We start from the raw sequence: 17,982 nt of genomic DNA on the forward strand, positions 1-17,982 counted from the left end.
CGGGGCCGTCGTGCGGCGACGCCTCTGGCGTCGGGGCTCAGCCCTTCGCGGAGCCCGCCAGCAGGCCGCGCACGAAGAACCGCTGCAGCCCGAAGAACACGAGCAGCGGCACCACGAGCGAGACGAAGGCGCCCGCCGTGAGGCGGTCCCAGTTCTCGCCGCGCGACCCGGCGAGCTCGGCCAGTCGTTGCGTCAACGGTGCCGTGTCCGGCGTGCCCGACGAGAACACCAACGCGACGAGCAGGTCGTTCCACACCCAGAGGAACTGGAAGATCGCGAACGACGCGATCGCCGGCATCGCGAGCGGCAGGATGATGCGGAAGAAGATCGCACCGTGTCCCGCACCGTCGACGCGCGCGGCCTCGACGATCTCGCCCGGGATCTCCGAGATGAAGTTGTGCAGCAGGAAGATCGCCAGCGGCAGCGCGAAGATCGTGTGCGCGATCCAGATGGGCAGGTACTGCCGCTCGCTGATGAACGGCGCGACCTCGTGGAGCGCACCCTGGAACGGCTGCAGGAACGTGACGAACATCTGCAGCAGCGGGATGAGCGCCATCTGCAGCGGGACGATCTGCAGCGCGAAGATGATCACGAACAGCGTCGACGAGCCCCGGAACTTCACCCACGCGAACGCGTACGCCGCGAGGGCGGCGAGCACGAGCGGGAACATCGTGCCGGGGATGGCGATGATGAGCGAGTTCACGAAGTACTCGCCGAGCTGCGGCGACGTCGACGACCCCGACAGCAGCACCTCCTGGTAGTTCTGGAAGGTGAGCTGCGGGTTCGTGAAGAACGTCCACCAGCCGCTCGTGCGGATGGCGTCGCCCGGGCGGAACGACGACAGCAGCAGGCCGAACGTGGGGATCGTCCACAGCACGGCGATGACGATCGCGACGAGCGTCGCCCACGGGCTCGTGAGCCTGCGCTTGACGCGGTCCGCTCGGGTGCCCGTGCCGGCGCCGGTCGCGTCGTCGAGGTTCACCTTCCGGATCGCGGGGTCGGGGGTGACGGCGGCGGAGGTCATCGGATCTCCTTCTGCTGGTTGAGCACTCGGACGTTGTAGATGACGATCGGCAGCACGAGCACGAACAGGATGAGCGCCAGCGCCGCACCGCGGCCGGGTTCGCCTGCGCGGAACGCCTGCGTGTACATCTCGTTCGCCACCACCGAGGTGTCGAAGTTGCCGCCGGTCATCGTTCGCACGATGTCGAAGACCTTGAGCGTCGCGATCGAGATCGTGGTGACCACGACGACGAGCGACGAGCGGATGCCGGGGACCGTGACGTTCGTGAAGCGCTGCCACGGGCTGGCGCCGTCGAGGTTCGCGGCCTCGATCTGCTCCGTCGGCACGCCCTTGATCGCGGCGGACAGCACGGTCATCGCGAAGCCCGTCTGGATCCAGATCATGACGATGATGAGGGCGACCGTGTTCCACGGGGTGTTCTGCAGGATCTGCTGCGGCTCGCCGCCCACGCCCACGATGAGCTGGTTGATGAGGCCGATCTGCTCCTGCGCCGGGCCGCGGTAGGCGTACATGAACTTCCAGATGATGCCGGCGCCGACGAACGAGATCGCCATCGGCATGAAGACGAGCATCTTGAAGATCTTCTCGCCGCGGCTCTTGTCGATGAACACCGCGTACGCGAGGCCGATCACCGTCGAGAGGAGGGGCGCGAGGATGACCCACACGATGGTGTTCGCGAGGGTGACGAGCGCCGTCTGCTGCGTGAACATCCAGACGAAGTTGTCGACGCCGTTGAACTCGCCCGCCGCGTTCGTGAACGCGAGGAGCGCCGTGCGCAGCGCCGGGTAGATGAGGCCGATCGTGAGCAGCAGGATGGCCGGCACGAGGAAGACGAGCATGGGCTTCGAGTCGTCGTCGCGTGACGACGCGTAGCCGAGCAGCGCGCAGATCGACAGCGCGAGCGCCGCGGCCCACGGCCACGCGCCCTTCGTGGTGTCGCCGTCGGCCTCGACGATGAGGCCCGTGACGACGATGGCGACCGCGGCGGCCAGGTGCACGAGGAGTCGTGCCGGTCGGCGGATGCGCTGGGGGGCGGCCTCGAGGACGAGGCCGATGGTGAGGGATGCGACGAGCGGCCAGCCGATGACGACGATGGCCTGACGCACGGCATCGGTCATCCATCCGACCTCGTCGAGGAGGCCGAGCTGGCTGGTGAGCGTGAGCACGAGCACGACGGCGGCCGCGACGATGCGACCGATGAGCCCTCGCAGGCCCTTCGCCTCTCGGTCGAGGAAGAGGAGGAGCACGACGAGCACGCCGGCGAAGACGCCGACGGCGACGACGGCCTGCAGCACCTTGCCGATGAGATCCATGGAGGTCATGGGTCGCCTTTCGGTATGGAGCGGGGGGCCGGGCTCTCGCCCGACCCCCCGCTCATCGAGCGTTGGCTACGGGTAGCTGCTCTCGATGGTCGAGAGCACCGACTGCGTGCTCTCACCGCCGACCCAGTTGACCATGCCGGTCCAGAAGGTGCCGGTGCCGACCGCGCCGGGCATGACGTCCGAGCCGTCGAAGCGGAACGTCGTGTCCGGGTTCTGCAGGATCTCGACCGCCTGCGACAGGAGCTCGCTCGAGGCGTTCTCCGGGTCGAGGCCGTTGTTCGCCGAGATCACGCCGCCGAGCGAGACGCGGCTGTTGGCCCACTCGGGGCTCGACAGGTACGTCTGCGCTGCCACGACCTCCTCGGCGTCCGAGAAGGCGCCGACGAACTCGCCACCGCCGGTGACGGGGCTCTCGCCCGCCTCCGCGCCGGGGAGGAGGAATGCCCAGACGTCGCCGTCCTCGGCGACCTCGACCGAGCCGTCCTCGCTCCAGAAGCCCTCGTAGAACGAGGCCTGGTGGTGCATGCCGCACGTGCCGTCGAGCACGGGCAGGCCGCCCTCGCCGAAGTCGGTGGTGGCGATCGTCGAGACGTCGCCGATGCCGCCGTTCACGTTGGCCGGGTCGAGGATGAGGTCACCGACGCGGTCCATGGCGTCGACGATCTGCGGGTCGTCGAACGGGATCTCGTGGTTGACCCACTGGTCGTAGACGTCGGGACCGGCGGTGCGGAGGACGTAGTCCTCGACCCAGTCGGTGCCCGGCCATCCGGTCGCCTCTGCCGAGCCGAAGCCGACGCACCACGGGGTCACGCCGGACTCCTCGGTGGAGTCGGCGATCGTCGCCGTCAGCTCGTCGAGCTCGTCGAGGGTCGTGGGGACCTCCCAGCCGTTCTCCTCGAAGACGGTGGGCGAGTACCAGACGAAGCCCTTGACGCTCGCCATGAGGGGCGCTGCGTAGAAGGTGCCGTCGACCGTGCCGTAGTTCTGCCAGTCCTCGGTCCAGTACTCCTGCGCGTTCTCGACGACGGAGTCGGGGGCGGGCAGCACCGAGCCGGTGCCGGCGACCGAGGCCAGCAGGCCCGGCTGCGGGAAGATCGCGAGGTCGGGCGGGTTGCCACCCTGCACGCGGACGTTGATCTGCGCCTCGAACTCTCCCGAGCCCTCGTAGACCATGTCGATGCCGGTGCACTCCTCGAAGTCGGCCCACGACTCGTCGAGTCGGTCGGCCTCCGCGTCGAGGATCGTGCCGTAGAGGCTGACCTCGGCACCGTCGAACGTGCCGTACTCCTCGAAGGTGCTGCAGTCGGCGGCTTCGCCGTCGCCCTCGCCACCGCCGCCGGCGTCGTCGCCGACGCAACCGGTGAGTGCGAGCGCGGTGATGCCTGCGATGCCGATCGGCATCAGCAGGCGGCGCTGGGAGCGCTTCATCGGGACTCCTGTCTCCATTGGTGCGGGAGCTGCGGATGACCGGAGACAGGAAGGGCATCCGCTGAGGCGCCCTCGCCCGAACCGGAACCGGTTCCACAGCGAGGCTCACGCTAACGGACGACCCTGCGACTCGCAACGATCCGCGCCCGTCGACGGCGCTTCGTTGCCAATCCGTGACTCGTAGGCAGGGTGGGATGCCCGCCCGGGGGACAGGGCGTGCTCGACGGGCCCGTGGGAAGACGGGGTGTCGGCGGGGCCCGCTCCGTGGTGGAATGGAACCGGTTGCGTTCCGATCGGACGCGACCGGACCGGATGCGCGAAGGAGCGCCATGGCTGTGATCGACGACGTCGCGAGGCTCGCGGGAGTCTCGAAGGCGACGGCATCGCGCGCGCTCTCCGGCAGGGGATCCGTCGCCGACGCGACGCGGCAGCGCGTGCTGAAGGCGGCCGCTGCGCTCGACTTCCGCGCCTCGCCCGCCGCGGTGTCGCTCGCGACGGGGCGCACGGGAGCCATCGGCGTCCTCGCCCCCGCCATCGACACCTGGTATGTCTCGACGCTGCTGCGCGGCATCGCCGAGGCCGCGCTCGCCCACGACCTCGACATCGTCCTCTACGACCTCGGGCGGGGCGCCGCCATGCGCGAGCGCGTCTTCGAGCGCTTCCTGCAGCGCCACCACATCGACGCGCTCATCTCGACGACCTTCGCGCTCACGCACCGCGAGGTGTCGCGCCTCGCATCCATCGGCATCCCCGCCGTCGCGCTCGGCGACGGCGCCGCGGGGGTGCGCTCGTGGTGCCTCGACGACGAGCGGGCGGGCACCCTCGCGACCGAGCACCTCCTGTCGCTCGGGCACCGCCGCATCGTGCACGTCGGCGGCTCGACGGTGCTCGACGAGTCGCTCTTCGCCGCCGAGCGGCTGCGCGAGCGCGGCTACCAGCGGGCGATGCGCGCCGCCGGCCTCGAGCCCATGCCGACGCTGCTGCACGACCCGACCGCCGACGCCTCCTACTCGCACGCCCTCGAGCTGCTGCGCTCGCCCGATCGGCCCCGGGCCGTCTTCGCCGCGACCGACGAGATCGCCATGGGCATCCTGCTCGCCGCGCGCACGCTCGGGCTGCGGGTGCCGTTCGACCTGTCGGTCGTCGGCGTCGACGACCACGCCTACGCGGCGGCCTTCGACCTCACGACCGTGCGGCAGGACCCGCGCGAGCACGGCGAGCGCGTCGTCGACTGGCTCGTCGCCGACCTCGCCGCGCCGTCGGGCGACACGACGCACACGCTCATCGACCCCGAGCTCGTGCCGCGCGGATCGGTCGCGCCCGCCTGAGGCGCGGATGGCGACCGCTCGCGGCGGGCCTGCTCGCGTCGGCGGTCGCGACGGCGTTCAGGCGCTCGACGCCACGGTGACGACCTCGACGCCCGCGTCCGCGATCGCATGCAGGAGGTCGGCGGGCGCCGCGTCGGTCGTGACGAGCACGTCGACGTCGGCGATCGCGCCGAAGCGATGCGTCGAGGTGCGGGCGAGCTTGTCGGGCGTCACGACGAGCACCACGCGCCGCGATCGCAGCATCGCCTCGCGCTTCACCTGCGCGTCGTCCCATCCCGCGACCGTGAGCCCCGAGTCCGGATCGGCGGCGCACGCGCCGAGGATCGCGACGTCGAAGCGCGTCTCGCGCACGGCCTGCAGCGCGCCGACGCCCGCGAACGACAGGTCGTCGTGCACGATCGTGCCGCCGGGGACGCGCACCTCCGCGCCGGGCCGCGCGCCGAGGGCGGCTGCGGCGTGCAGCGAGAGCGCGAGGGCGCGGATGCTCCGCCCGGCGAGCGCCCGCGCGACCGCGACGGCCGTCGTGCCGTTGTCGACGAGCACCGACGCGTCGTCGGGGACGAGGGCTGCGGCCGCCGCCGCGAGCGCGGCCTTGTCGTCGCCGTGCTCGCCGGCGCGCAGCGCGAAGGGGAAGCCGGAGCCACGATGCGCCACGGGCTCGGCGCCGCCGCGCACGCGAGCGAGCGCCCCGACCTCGGCGAGCTCGGCGAGGTCGCGACGGATCGTGATGGCGGACGCGCCCGTCAGCGCGCGCAGGTCGTCGATCGACCGACGGCCGGAGACGACGGCACGGATGATCGAACGCTGCCGTTGCGATCGTTGCATGTGATCATCCTGGGCCATAGCGTGCTCGCGTGCCTCCCCGATCGTCCCTGCGTCCCGTGCTCGGGTCCGGCCTCATGTTCGCCACGAACGGCGCCGTGTTCGCGGCGCTCCTGCCCTGGTATCCGCAGCTGGCCGAGCGCCTGGGGCTCGGTGGCCTCCAGTTCGGGCTCGTCGTCGCGTGCTTCGCGGTCGGCGCGATCGTGTCGTCCGCGCTGCCGGCACCGCTCATCCGCCGCTTCGGCGCCGTGCGCGTCGCCGTCGTCGGCACGGGCGTGCTCGCGCTCGCGGTCGCGACGGCCGGCTGGTCGACGAGCGCGGTCATGCTCGCCGCGTGCATCCTCGCGCTCGGCTTCTCGGATGCGATCGTCGACGTGGCGCAGAACGTCGCGGGCCTGCGGGTGCAGCAGCGCGCCGGTCGGCCCATCCTCGGATCGATGCACGCGCTGTGGAGCCTCGGTGCGGCGACGAGCGGAGGGATCGCGACGGCCGTCGCGGCCGTCGGAGGCGACCTGCGCATCCATCTCGCGATCACCGGTGCGGCATGCGTCGTGCTCGTCGCGGTCGCCGGCTGGCTCGTCGGCCCCGTGCCCGAGGCGCCTGCCGAGCCGGGGGAGGCGCTGCGCGGCATCGCCCGGTGGCGCGCGGCGGCGATCGTCGTGCTGCCGATCGTCGTCGTCGCGGTGTCGGGCTCGGTCGTCGAGGACGTCGCGAACAACTGGGCGGCGCTGTCGGCGGTGCGGCTCGCTGGGCTCGACGCGTCGGTGGCCGGCCTCGCGTTCACGGTCGTGATCGCGAGCCAGTGCTTCGGGCGCTTCACGGGCGACCTGCTCATCCACCGCTTCGGCCGGGGCAGGGTCGCGCGCCTCGGCGGCGTGCTCGTGGCGCTCGGCGGCGTCGCGATCGTCGCCGCGTCCGAGCCCATCCTGCTGCTCGCGGGCCTCGTGCTCGCCGGCTACGGGTGCGCGACGCTCGTGCCGAGCGCGTTCTCGGCCGCCGGCTCGGTGCCGGGTCTGAGCGAGGGCGCGGGCGTCACGGTGGTGAGCTGGCTGATGCGCCTCGGCTTCCTCGGCACGAGCCCTCTCATCGGCGGCCTGTCGGATGCGGTCGACCTGCGCGCGGGCCTCGCGGTGCTCGTCGTCGCCGGCGTGGTCGCGGCGGTCCTCGCGCCGCGCCTCGAGCCGGGCGCCGCCCGCGCCGCCCGCGCCCCCGGCGCCGCCTGACCGCGCCGCGCTGCCCAGCCCATCGCGCCACCGGCGTCCGCGGCGGTCGACTGGTCACGTTCGTCGCCGACCGGTCACGGTCGCACCCCGGCCGGTCGCGTTTGCACGCACGGTGGTCACGGTTGCACCCCGACCGGTCACGGTTGCACGTCGACTGGTCGCCATTGCACCCACGGTGGTCGCGGTTGCACCTGATTCGGCCTTCTCGAGGTGCAACGGTGACCAGTCGACGTGCGAACGTGACCAGTCGGGGTGGGGACGCGACCAGTCGGTCGAGCGCGCGGCCGGGCGGCACGGGCTTCGCCCTGGCGCACCATGCGACACGCATCCGCCGAACGCAAGCCCCCGTGTCCGCTCGCGGCGCCCGGACCTGAGATGGTTGGCTGGGCCGACGCCCGCTCGTGGCTCGAGAGGATCGCAGATGTCGTTCACCGCTCCCATCCCGATCATCGGGGCGAGCCATGTCCCAGGGCTCCGCCTCGACCCCGACTGGCACCGCAAGAGCGTCTTCTACGAGGTCATGGTGCGCTCGTTCGTCGACTCGAACGGCGACGGCTTCGGCGACTTCCAGGGTCTGACGTCGCGGCTCGACTACCTGCAGTGGCTCGGCATCGACGGCATCTGGGTGCCGCCGTTCTTCCAGTCGCCCCTGAAGGACGGCGGCTACGACGTCTCCGACTACCAGGCGGTGCTGCCCGAGTACGGCACGATCGACGACTTCAAGCACTTCGTGTCGGAGGCGCACGCGCGCAACATGCGCGTCATGATCGACCTCCCGATCAACCACACGTCCGACCAGCACCCGTGGTTCCTCGCCTCCCGCGAGGACCCCGAGGGCCCATACGGCGACTTCTACGTGTGGCGCGACACCGACGAGGGCTACCCGAACGTCCGCATCATCTTCGTCGATACCGAGACGTCGAACTGGGCGTTCGACAGCGTGCGCAGGCAGTTCTACTGGCACCGCTTCTTCTCGCACCAGCCCGACCTGAACTTCGAGAACCCGGCCGTCCATGACGCCGTGTACGACATCGTGCGCTTCTGGTACGACCTCGGCGTCGACGGCGTGCGCCTCGATGCCATCCCGTACCTGTACGAGTCGGAGGAGGGCAACGGCGAGTCCGAGCCCGCCACCCACCAGTTCGTGCGCGACCTGCGCCGCATGGTCGACGACGAGTACCCCGGTCGCGTGCTCATCGCCGAGGCCAACCAGTGGCCCGCCGAGACCGCCGAGTACTTCGGCACCGCCGAGGAGCCCGAATGCCACATGGCGTTCGACTTCCCGACGATGCCGCGCATCTTCTACAGCCTGCGGGCGCAGAACGCCTCCGAGCTGCAGCGCGTGCTCGCCGAGCAGGTCGAGGTCCCGCCGGGCGCAGCCTGGGGCGTCTTCCTCCGCAACCACGACGAGCTCACGCTCGAGATGGTGAGCGAGGAGTACCGGCAGGCGATGTACGGCTGGTACGCCTACGACCCCCGGATGCGCTCGAACGTCGGCATCCGCCGCCGGCTCGCGTCGCTGCTCGACAACTCGCGCGCCGAGCTCGAGCTCGCCAACGCGCTGCTGCTGTCGCTGCCCGGCTCGCCATTCCTCTACTACGGCGACGAGATCGGCATGGGCGACAACATCTGGCTCGACGATCGCGACGCGTCGCGCACGCCGATGCAGTGGAGCCCCGACCGCAACGCCGGCTTCTCGACCGCGGATCCCGGCAAGCTCTTCCTCCCGCCCGTGCAGTCGCTCGTCTACCACTACACGTCGGTGAACGTCGAGGCGCAGATGGCGCAGGCGTCGAGCCTGCTCAACTGGATGCGCTCGGTGCTGCACGTGCGCAGGCAGCATCCCGTGTTCGGGCTCGGCACCATCACGGTGCTCGAGACCGACAACGAGTCGGTGCTCGCGTTCGTGCGCTCGTATGGGGGCGACGGCACGTACCACGGGCCGAAGGAGGAGCACGTGCTGTGCGTCTTCTCGTTCAGCCACAACCCGGTGCACGTCACGATCGACGCGCCCGACTGGTCGGGCGCCGCGCTGCACGACCTGTTCGGCGGCGGTCAGTTCCCGACGATCGCCGACGACGGCCGCTTCTCGCTGACCTTCGGCACGCAGTCGTTCTACTGGCTGCACATCGGGTCGCAGGCCTGACGCGGACCGTGCGCCGGGCTGCGGCCCGGCGCACGCTGCGCGTCCCACGACGGGCGCCGACGACGCGCCCCGACGGTGCGAGCGCCGCTACCGCTCCGAGGCGGCGAGCTCCGCTACCGCGCCGCGGCGTCGAGCTCCGCCTGCGAGCGCAGGATGCAGAGCTCGTTGCCCTCGGGGTCGGCCAGCGTCACCCATCCACCCGTCGCGGTGCGCAGGTCGGCGAGCTGCACCGCGCCGAGCGCCATCAGCCGCTCGACCTCGGCGTCGCGCGAGCGGTCGGTCGGCCGCAGATCGAGGTGGATGCGGTTCTTCACGACCTTGCCCTCGGGCACCTCGATGAAGAGCAGGCGGTGCGAGCCGTCGGGGGCGAGGATCATGCACTCCTCGTGGCCGGGCTCGTTGGGGTCGTCGGCGACGTCGACGTAGTCGAGCACCTGCTTCCACCACTCGGAGAGCGCGTACGCGTCGGAGCAGTCGATGGTGGTGTGGGAGACGGCGCTGACCATGGCCGAAGGCTACGCCGCGCCGCCGACGGTCGCATACCCGCACGGCGTCGTGCAACCGGCTCCCCGCGCGTGTGCCCCGGTTCGTAGCGTCGCCCGCACGTCGGGGTCGTCCGGACCCCGTGAGCCTGCGGAGTGACGCACGACACGGGGATCGAGCGGGTGCCGACGGGAGGGGTCGGCGCCCGCCGCCGCGCGGTCGGCGCGACGAGGCCGCGACGGCGTCGGCGACGCTAGGCGCCGAGCAGCTCGAGCGATCCGGTGACGATGACGGCGATGCCGCCGAGCGTCGCGACCGACACGCACGCGATGCGCCCGGCGCGCGCGGCCACCCTCCGCGACAGCCACTGGCCGAGCACGACGCCGGCCCCGAGGGCCGCGAACGCCGCGAGCCACTCGACGATCGTGAGGGTCGGCAGCGTGCCGCGCATGAGCAGCGACGCCGCGCACACGATGACGAGGTACGCCTGGATGCTCGTCGAGAACGCTCGATGCTCCCAGCGCGACGCGATGGCGTAGGCGGTGACCGCCGGGCCGCCCACGCCCGCGAGGACGTTCATGACGCCGCCGAGGCCGCCCGCTGCGACGAGCCCCGGCCAGCGGTCGAGCCCGCGGATGCGCTGCGCGGCGACGCTGATGGCGAGCGCTGCGAGCACGAGGCAGCCGGCGACGACCGACAGCGTCGGGCCGGCGATCGCCCTGGCGAGGATCGCACCGGGCACGATCGCCACGACGGCGGCGATGGGCAGGATGCGGCGCCACTCGATGACGCGGATGGTGCCGGCGACCGCGACGAGCGCGGTCGCGAGGCCGAAGACGTTCGTGAGCACGACGCCCTGCAGCGGCCCGAGCAGGAGCACGAGCAGCGGCGAGGCGACGAGCCCGAATCCGATGCCCGCGATGCGCTGCGTGACGGCGCCGAGCAGGACGATGCCGGCGATGGCCGCTGCGAGCAGCACGGGTCAGTCGCGCACGACGGCGGTCTTCGCCACCTTGTCGTGGATCGCCTGCCGACGCGCATCCCAGATGGGCCACAGGCCGTCGAGGATGGGGAACATCGCGCCGACGAAGCCGAGCCCGGGAACGCCCGAGAGCAGGTTGGGCAGCGCGAAGTGCAGCAGCCACCTCGACAGCGCCGCGCGCCAGATCGGCAGCCCCTCGCGCTCGCGCAGGCGCACGCGGATGCCGAGGAGGCGCTTGCCCGGGGTGCGACCGCGGGTCGCGACCAGGACCACGTGATAGAGGCCGCTCACGAGCAGCTGGATGAGCGAGAACGCGAGGAGCGTGCCGGCGTTCGCCGTGAGGAACGCCTCGAACTGCGGCGTGAGGTCGGTCGAGGTCGACGACTGCAGCGTCGCCTCGAAGAGGTCGGCGAGCGCGCCCCAGATGCCGAGCGCCGCGCCGATGAGCAGCGAGGACAGCGCGAGGATGAGGGCGTCGATCAGGTAGGCCGCGACGCGGCGGCCCCACGAGGCGAGCGCGACGCCGTCGGGGGTGCGCTCGCGGTCCTCCGGCGACGCGGGGGCGCCGAAGCGGCCCATGGGCGACTGCTCGCCGCCCCACCCGCCCTGCTGCGAGGCCGGCTCGTAGGGCTGGCCGGCGTACGGCTGACCCTGGAACGACTCGGGCGGCTGCTGCGCCGGGGCGCCGGGTGCCTCGAACTGCGCGGGCTGCGTCTGCTGCACCGCGAGCCACGTGTCGCCGTCCCAGTAGCGGCGATCCTCCGGTCCGGTGCCGAACGGATCCTGGTACCAGCCGGGCTCCCGGGACTGCTCGCTCATGCCCTCGATCGTACGGTGGCGCGCTGTGGACGGCTCCCACCGCAGCGGGGATGCGCCTCGTCGTCGGCTCCTCGCACGGTCGCGCGTGCGCTCGTCGGCTCCCGGCCGCCGCATCCACGGCCGAGCGGCGAGCCAGCCGCGCATGCCGCATGGCGCACCGCTCACGCGCGGATTCGGCGGCCCCTGCCGACCGCGCCGAGAGGGGCACGGGCGGCGTAGCCTCGACCCATGAGCAACGACGAGGCCTCGCCGGTCGTGGAGGCCGAGCGCTCGTGCGTCGACGAGGCGGCCGAGGCCGGCATCGAGCTGCTGCTGCCGCGCGAGGTGCCGCTCGGCGGCCCGCGCGCGATGCCCGTGCTGCGCGTGCTGCCCAACAAGCACCGTCACATGGTGGGCGCGTGGTGCTTCGCGGACGCCTTCGGGCCCGAGGACGTCGCAGCGCACGGCGGCATGGACGTGCCGCCGCATCCGCACACGGGCCTGCAGACGGTCTCGTGGCTCGTCGCCGGCCGCATCGAGCACCGCGACTCGCTCGGCTCGGTGCACACCGTCGCGCCCGGAGGGGTCAACGTCATGACGGCGGGGCGCGGCATCGCCCACTCCGAGCACTCGACGCCCGAGACGACGTCCCTGCACGGCGTGCAGCTGTGGGTCGCGCTGCCCGAGTCGCAGCGGGGCATCGCGCCCCACTTCGCCGGGCTCGACGCCGTGCCGATCGTCGCGGTGGGCGATGCGACGGTGCAGGTCTTCGCCGGTGCCTCGGGCGACCTGCGCGCCGACGTGCCCGTGCACACCCCGATCCTCGGCGCCGAGGTGCGCCTGCCTGCGGGCGGGTCGGCCGCGGTGCCCGCCGACCCCGCGTTCGAGCACGGCGTCCTCGCGCTCGCGGACGGCGTCGTCGTCGACGGCGTGCCGGTGCCCGTCGGCGGCATGGCGGTGCTCGCGCCCGGCGCGGATCGCGTGCCGATCGCGGCGGCTGCCGAGGCCGCCGGCGACGTCGTGGCGATCCTCCTCGGCGGGGAGCCCTTCGCCGAGGAGGTCGTGATGTTCTGGAACTTCGTCGGCACGACGCACGACGACGTCGCCGCGGCGCGCGAGACGTGGATGCAGGAGCGGCAGGCCGCCGACGCCTCCCGCGACCGCTTCGGCACGGTGCCCGGTGGCGAGGCGACCCTGCCGTCGCCACGGCTGCCCGACGTCGAGCTGCTGCCACGCGGACGCGCGAAGCGGCGCTGACCCGGCCCCGCGCGACGCTCGCGCGCCCGTCCCCTCGCAGGGGACGCAGGAATCGCGATTCTTGACGAGACGGCAATCTCGGCCGAGATCCACCTGTGGATGCGCGTGCCGCGCCGATCGAGCGCGGATAGCGTCGAGACGTGCTCTCTCGCACATGATCGACGGTCGTACCGTTCTCCGCACGTCGGGGGCCAGCCAACCTCGGTACGACCGTCGATCAAGATCTCCGGATCCTCTGGCGCCTGCGCGCCGTCGACTCAGGCGTTGGCGCGCGCGAGCTCCGCGAGCACCGGCGCCATCGCCGCGGGCTCCCACGAGTGCCATGCCCCCTCGACCTCGATCGCGGTCCCGCCGGTCGCCTCGGCGATGGCGGCAGCGGCCTCCGGCATGCCGGGGAACGTCTCGGTGCCGACGATCGCGACGACCGGCACGCGCACGTCGCCGAGCACCTCGGGCATCGGCGCCGACGTCGCCCAGACCATCGACTCGCCGTCGGGCCCGTAGCTGACGACCTGCGCGACCATCGTCGGGAATCCCGGCGAGCGTCGCGCGCCCTCGAGCCACTCCGGGGGCATGTCCTCCATGTAGGTCTCGAGCGCCCGCTCGAGCCGCCCGGCGGCGATGTGCTCGGCGCATCGCGCCCACCAGTCGGCCGTCGCGTCGCCGTCCTCCGTGAGCGGCGCCTCCCACAGGGCGAGCGCCGATGCCGACGCGCCGCGTGCCGCAGCGGCGAGCGCGATCGTGCAGCCGGACGAGTGCCCGACGAGCACGGCGCGCCCGCCGACGCGCTCGATCAGCGCCGCGACGGCGTCGAGCTCGCGGGCGAGGTCGATCGGCCCGTCGACGGCGCTCTCGCCACGGCCCAGCCGATCGTGCACGGTCGACTGGATGCCGACGTCCGCGAGGAGCGCCGCGGTCGCCGTCGTGATGGCGTCGGACGCGCGGTCGGGCCCCGCGCCGGCGATGAACACGACCGCGGGTGCGCCCTCCGGCCCGTGATGGTCGAAGGCGACGAGGTCGCCGCGGCTCGTGGTGGCGTGCTCGGTCATGGTCGCTCCTCGTCGCTCGGCCGATCGGATTCTGGACCCGTCGGTCTGATGATCCAGAATCTAGACCCGCGAGTATGATCCTGGCAAGAGGGGGATGCGATGGATCTGCGGCCGAGCTCGCTCGCCAAGCGCGAGCGCATCCTCGAGGCTGCCGAGGCGCGCTTCCTCGAGGTCGGCTTCGACGCGGTGACGATGGCCGACATCGCGGTGCGCGCCGACGTCGCGAAGCAGACGCTCTACGCGCACTTCGGCTCGAAGGAGGCGCTCTTCGTCGAGCTCGTCACCGCCATCACCACCGGCACGGGCGCGCTCGTCGCGGCTCCGGATGCGCCCGAGGGCGCAGCGGCCGCCGACGTGCTCGCCGCGCACCTCCGCGCGCAGCTCGACGCCGTGCTGCGCCCGCGCGTGCTCGCCGTCCGCCGCCTCGTCATCGGCGAGGTCGTGCGCTTCCCGGCCCTCGCCGAGGCGCTGTGGCAGCACGGCCCCCGGTACGGCATCGCGCGCATCGCGACGCTGCTCGAGGTGCTCGCCGATCGCGGCCAGCTGCGGCTCGACGACGCCCACGCCGCCGCGACGCAGCTCAACTGGCTCGTGATGGGCGAGCCCGTGAACGCGGCGATGCTGCGTGGCGAGGCGGCACTGCCCGACGACGCCGCGCGAGCGCGCATCGTCGCCGACGCCGTGCGCGTCTTCCTCGCCGCCTACGGGCGGTGAGTGCGGCGGGGCCCCGTGGGTGCTCCGGGCATGAGGAAAGCGGTGCGGACTGGCGCTCGGAGCTCGCTATCGCGAGGTGAGTGAAGGCTCCCGGTCGGTCCGCACCGCTTGGCTTGTGCATGACCATAGACCTGCCGGAGGCCCGCTGACAAGCATCGTCGGCGACGGATCGTCAGCGATCGGATGCGACGCGCGCCTCGCCGTCCGGCAGCGGATGCCGGATGCCCGGATGGCCGGCGGGGATCGAGCGGAAGAGCACGATGCCCGACACCACGAGGCACGCCGCGACGAGCGGATACGTGAGCACCGCCTGGAAGAGGGCGAGCGCGCCGGGCAGGTCGAGCACGAACAGCGGCACGAAGACCGCGAGGCGCACGACGTACTGCAGCACCCAGATCCACGACGCGCGCTGGTAGGCGCGCAGCAGCACCGGGTCGCGGCGCCATCGGGCGCGCGTGCCGACGACCGCGCCCACGATGAGGCCGAGCAGCGGCCATCGCACGACGATCGAGGCCGCCCATGCCAGGGCGCTCGCCCCGTTCGTGAGCAGCCGGATCAGGAAGAAGTCGCGCGCCTGGCCCGTGTACGCCGCGACGAGGGCCGCCACGACGACGGCGAGGAGGCCGATGACGACCGCGCGGGGGCGGCGGCCCTGCGCGACGCCGACGATCGCGATCGCGACGGACGCGACGATCGCCGCACCGCATCCGAGCCACAGCGCGAGCGAGCCGGGCAGCGCGGCACCCGCGAGCCATCCGGCGAGGAACGCCGCAGGCGGGATGCTCGCCTCGATCGCCGCGCGCCCGCCGCCGAGGAGGTCGGCGAGCGACTCGCGCTGCCGCTGCGGCTCGCCGGCCGGCTGCAGCGCGTCGTCTCCGTGGCGCTGCGACATGAGGCAAGCCTAACCTCGACGCCCGGACGGCCGATCCGTCCGCCACCCGCCCCTCGATCGGGTGCTGCGAGCGGCCTGGCGACCTCCGCCGATCGACGGAGGATCCCGCCGCCCCGTGCGCCGAAGGGATGACGCGCCCGCGTCGCAGCGTCCCTAGCGTCGACGGCATGGGACGGACGAAGGCGGGCGACGGCAGGCTGCTGCAGCCCATGCGTCACGTGCAGTGGCTGTGGAAGACGCAGCTCGGGATCGACCACGCCGGCTCGCGGTGGGTGGTCGAGTCGAACCACGGCGACGGCGAGGAGCGCATCGACCTCTACCGCGATGCCATCCACGTCGCGAAGGCCACGAGCCCGGCGCGCTTCGCGGTGCCGGACGGCCGCATCGAGGCGAGGATCACGATGGGGCAGGTGCGCCGCGCGCGGCTCGTCACCCCGGCGGGCACGGTGCGCATGGATCCGGAGCCCGGCACCGCCGAGCACGGCCGAGCCCGCCTCGCCGAGCGCTTCCCGGTGGCGAGCGCCGTCGTCGCGGCCGTCTCGCTCGCCGTCGTCCTCGCCGCCGCCGTCCTCGAGCTGCCGCAGCTCGTGCAGACGATCACGCACGTCGAGGTCGTCGAGACGTGGCTGGGCTGGTCGTTCGACTCGCCCGTGCGCCTGCCGGCGTGGGCGAACGTCGCCGTCGTCGTCGCGGCCGCCGCGGCCTCCGCCGAGCGGGGGCTGCGCTTCCGGCACATCCCCGGCCTCGACGAGTGACGCGGCGCGCGGCGATCAGCCGTTCGTGCGCCACCCGCGCGGGCCGCTGGAGCCGGCGCGGTACTCGGCGAGCGGCGCATCCTTCGCCGCCCACGCCTCGAGCACGGGCTCGACGATGCGCCAGCACTCCTCGGCGGCGTCGGCGCGCACCGCGAGGCGCGGGTCGCCGTCGAGGATCGACGCGAGCACCTCGCCGTACGGCTCGAGCTGCCCGCCGCCGAGCTCGCCGCGCAGCACCGACTGCTCGAGCGTGAACGGGTCGCCCTTGCCGTTCGTCGTCAGGTGGATCGCGAACGAGTCGGGGCGGAAGTCGAGCACGAGCCGGTCGGCCGAGTTGCGCCCGCCGAAGCCGCGCGGCACGAACGACGGCTCGCGGAAGTGCACGATGGCCTGCTTGCGGATGGGCCCGAGCGCCTTGCCGCTGCGCAGCACGAACGGCACGCCCGCCCAGCGCTGGTTGTCGACGTGCACCGTGACCTCGGCGAGCGTCTCGGTGCGGCGGGCGGGGTCGACGCCCTCCTCGCCGGCGTAGTCGGGCACCTCGCGCTCGCCGATGGCGCCCGCGGTGTAGCGGGCGCGGCGCGCGTCCTTCACGGGGTCGTCGACGCGTGCGGCGCGCAGCACCTGGCCGATCGCGTCGCGCAGGTCGCGGGCGTCGATGGATGCGGGCGGCTCGATCGCCACGAGCGCGAGCACCTGCAGCAGGTGGCTCTGGATCATGTCGCGCAGCGCGCCGGCCTTGTCGTAGTAGCCCGCGCGACCCTCGAGCGCGACCGACTCGTCGTACAGGATCTCGACCTTCTCGATCGAGTCGCGATCCCACAGCGGCGCCAGGATGCGGTTCGCGAAGCGCATGCCGAGGAGGTTGAGCACCGTGTAGAGGCCGAGGAAGTGGTCGATGCGGAAGATCTGATCCTCGGGCACGATGCGCTGCACGAGGGCGTTGAGCTCGCGGGCGTCCTCGAGGCTCGACCCGAACGGCTTCTCGATCGCGAGGATCGTGCCCTCCGGCGCTCCGACCTCCGCGAGCGCCTCGCACACCATGCGCGACACGGCCGGCGGCAGCGCGAAGTACAGCACGAGGCGGTCGCACTCGACGCTCTCGAGCAGCGCGCGCAGGGATGCCGGGTCGGTCGCGTCGCCCGCGACGTAGCGCGTGGTGTCGACGACGTGCTGGGCGGTCGCGCCGCGCTCGCCCGCGGCATCCATCGCCGTCGCGACGCGGGCGCGCCACTCGTCGTCGCCGAGGTCGCGCAGGTCGGCGCCGACGATCTCGAGGCTGCGGCGCGGCTGCGCTCGCAGGAGCGTCGCGATGCCGGGCAGCAGCAGCCGCGACGTCAGGTCGCCCGAGGCTCCGAGGATCAGCAGGGTCGTGCGGTCTGCGGACATGGGGCGAGTCTTCCACGCGCGACGACCGGGGCGGGGCCGCTTGCGCGCGAGCGCGCTGCATGCCGAGGCGGGATCCGCGACCCCCTGCGCGTGCGGGCCGCATGTGACGATCCTGTGACGACTGCTGCGCGGTCGCCGAATGGGCTATACCATTGCCGCACCTGCACCCGAGAGGAGACCCATGGGCGTCTTCGAGGACATCGTCCGCACCATCACCGACAACCTGTTCAGCCAGGTCGCGATCCTCATCGGGCTCATCGCCCTCGTGGGCCTCGCGCTGCAGCGCAAGCCGATCGAGGAGGTCGTCGCCGGCGGCATGCGCGCCACCATCGGCGTCGTCATCCTCAACATCGGCATCGACCTGTTCGTC

The 17,982-nt window shown here is 72.6% G+C and carries 17 protein-coding genes; 7 read left to right on the forward strand and 10 right to left on the reverse strand.

Features of this window, described 5'->3' with window-relative positions; genetic code table 11:
* Positions 1 to 37 precede the first annotated feature (37 nt).
* The 3 genes from ABD249_RS00445 to ABD249_RS00455 form a co-directional block, all read right to left on the reverse strand.
* Entirely contained in the window at positions 38 to 1,024 is a 987-nt protein-coding gene (locus tag ABD249_RS00445) for a carbohydrate ABC transporter permease (protein ID WP_344339209.1), read from the reverse strand.
* On the reverse strand, positions 1,021 to 2,142 hold the full coding sequence (locus ABD249_RS00450) for a carbohydrate ABC transporter permease (RefSeq protein WP_344339850.1): 1,122 nt from the start codon (positions 2,140 to 2,142) through the stop codon (positions 1,021 to 1,023). Before ABD249_RS00450 ends, ABD249_RS00445 begins: the two co-directional genes overlap by 4 nt.
* A gap of 270 nt (positions 2,143 to 2,412) precedes the next feature.
* Positions 2,413 to 3,774 carry an ABC transporter substrate-binding protein gene (locus ABD249_RS00455; RefSeq protein ID WP_344339211.1) on the reverse strand — a complete coding sequence of 454 codons (1,362 nt, stop codon included), beginning with the start codon at positions 3,772 to 3,774 and terminating at the stop codon, positions 2,413 to 2,415.
* A gap of 329 nt (positions 3,775 to 4,103) precedes the next feature.
* Here ABD249_RS00455 and ABD249_RS00460 point away from each other — a divergent pair, with 329 nt between their 5' ends.
* Positions 4,104 to 5,102 (forward strand): LacI family DNA-binding transcriptional regulator, encoded by a 999-nt coding sequence (locus ABD249_RS00460; protein WP_344339213.1) that lies wholly within the window; start codon positions 4,104 to 4,106, stop codon positions 5,100 to 5,102.
* Between the two features lie 57 nt (positions 5,103 to 5,159).
* On the opposite strand, the gene ABD249_RS00465 is transcribed toward ABD249_RS00460, so the two are convergent.
* Positions 5,160 to 5,927: a DeoR/GlpR family DNA-binding transcription regulator gene (locus tag ABD249_RS00465; protein ID WP_344339215.1), complete on the reverse strand. Its 768-nt coding sequence runs from the start codon at positions 5,925 to 5,927 to the stop codon at positions 5,160 to 5,162.
* 29 nt (positions 5,928 to 5,956) lie between these two features.
* Between ABD249_RS00465 and ABD249_RS00470 the strand changes: the two genes are divergently transcribed.
* The gene (locus ABD249_RS00470; protein ID WP_344339216.1) at positions 5,957 to 7,147 is read left to right on the forward strand and encodes an MFS transporter; all 1,191 of its coding nucleotides are present in this window, start codon (positions 5,957 to 5,959) and stop codon (positions 7,145 to 7,147) included.
* Positions 7,148 to 7,568: 421 nt separating this feature from the next.
* Positions 7,569 to 9,293 carry a maltose alpha-D-glucosyltransferase gene (treS, locus tag ABD249_RS00475; protein WP_344339218.1) on the forward strand — a complete coding sequence of 575 codons (1,725 nt, stop codon included), beginning with the start codon at positions 7,569 to 7,571 and terminating at the stop codon, positions 9,291 to 9,293.
* Between the two features lie 113 nt (positions 9,294 to 9,406).
* Here the strand turns inward: treS and ABD249_RS00480 are convergent, their stop codons facing one another.
* From ABD249_RS00480 to ABD249_RS00490, 3 genes are all read right to left on the reverse strand, one after another.
* On the reverse strand, positions 9,407 to 9,799 hold the full coding sequence (locus tag ABD249_RS00480) for a VOC family protein (protein ID WP_344339219.1): 393 nt from the start codon (positions 9,797 to 9,799) through the stop codon (positions 9,407 to 9,409).
* Positions 9,800 to 10,029: 230 nt separating this feature from the next.
* Positions 10,030 to 10,755 carry a TSUP family transporter gene (locus ABD249_RS00485; protein ID WP_344339221.1) on the reverse strand — a complete coding sequence of 242 codons (726 nt, stop codon included), beginning with the start codon at positions 10,753 to 10,755 and terminating at the stop codon, positions 10,030 to 10,032.
* A 3-nt stretch (positions 10,756 to 10,758) separates the two neighbouring features.
* Positions 10,759 to 11,577, reverse strand: a complete 819-nt coding sequence (locus ABD249_RS00490) for an RDD family protein (RefSeq protein ID WP_344339222.1) — start codon at positions 11,575 to 11,577, stop codon at positions 10,759 to 10,761.
* A 228-nt stretch (positions 11,578 to 11,805) separates the two neighbouring features.
* Between ABD249_RS00490 and ABD249_RS00495 the strand changes: the two genes are divergently transcribed.
* Positions 11,806 to 12,813: a pirin family protein gene (locus ABD249_RS00495; RefSeq protein ID WP_344339224.1), complete on the forward strand. Its 1,008-nt coding sequence runs from the start codon at positions 11,806 to 11,808 to the stop codon at positions 12,811 to 12,813.
* A 257-nt stretch (positions 12,814 to 13,070) separates the two neighbouring features.
* On the opposite strand, the gene ABD249_RS00500 is transcribed toward ABD249_RS00495, so the two are convergent.
* Positions 13,071 to 13,862, reverse strand: coding sequence for an alpha/beta fold hydrolase (locus tag ABD249_RS00500; RefSeq protein ID WP_344339226.1), 792 nt, complete (start codon positions 13,860 to 13,862; stop codon positions 13,071 to 13,073).
* 99 nt (positions 13,863 to 13,961) lie between these two features.
* On the opposite strand from ABD249_RS00500, the gene ABD249_RS00505 reads away from it, so the two are divergent.
* The gene (locus ABD249_RS00505) at positions 13,962 to 14,576 is read left to right on the forward strand and encodes a TetR/AcrR family transcriptional regulator (RefSeq protein ID WP_344339227.1); all 615 of its coding nucleotides are present in this window, start codon (positions 13,962 to 13,964) and stop codon (positions 14,574 to 14,576) included.
* 172 nt (positions 14,577 to 14,748) lie between these two features.
* Here ABD249_RS00505 and ABD249_RS00510 read toward each other — a convergent pair whose 3' ends face one another.
* A complete protein-coding gene (locus ABD249_RS00510) occupies positions 14,749 to 15,468 on the reverse strand; it encodes a DUF3159 domain-containing protein (RefSeq protein ID WP_344339229.1) in 720 nt (239 codons plus the stop codon).
* A 167-nt stretch (positions 15,469 to 15,635) separates the two neighbouring features.
* Here ABD249_RS00510 and ABD249_RS00515 point away from each other — a divergent pair, with 167 nt between their 5' ends.
* A complete protein-coding gene (locus tag ABD249_RS00515) occupies positions 15,636 to 16,223 on the forward strand; it encodes a hypothetical protein (RefSeq protein WP_344339231.1) in 588 nt (195 codons plus the stop codon).
* Between the two features lie 15 nt (positions 16,224 to 16,238).
* Here ABD249_RS00515 and ABD249_RS00520 read toward each other — a convergent pair whose 3' ends face one another.
* Positions 16,239 to 17,612 (reverse strand): glucose-6-phosphate dehydrogenase, encoded by a 1,374-nt coding sequence (locus ABD249_RS00520; protein ID WP_344339233.1) that lies wholly within the window; start codon positions 17,610 to 17,612, stop codon positions 16,239 to 16,241.
* Positions 17,613 to 17,793: 181 nt separating this feature from the next.
* Here ABD249_RS00520 and ABD249_RS00525 point away from each other — a divergent pair.
* Positions 17,794 to 17,982: PTS transporter subunit IIC (locus ABD249_RS00525; RefSeq protein ID WP_344339235.1), on the forward strand; the 189-nt coding region annotated here is incomplete at its 3' end.

This window comes from Agrococcus versicolor, from assembly GCF_039531815.1.
GTDB classification, from domain to species: domain Bacteria; phylum Actinomycetota; class Actinomycetes; order Actinomycetales; family Microbacteriaceae; genus Agrococcus; species Agrococcus versicolor.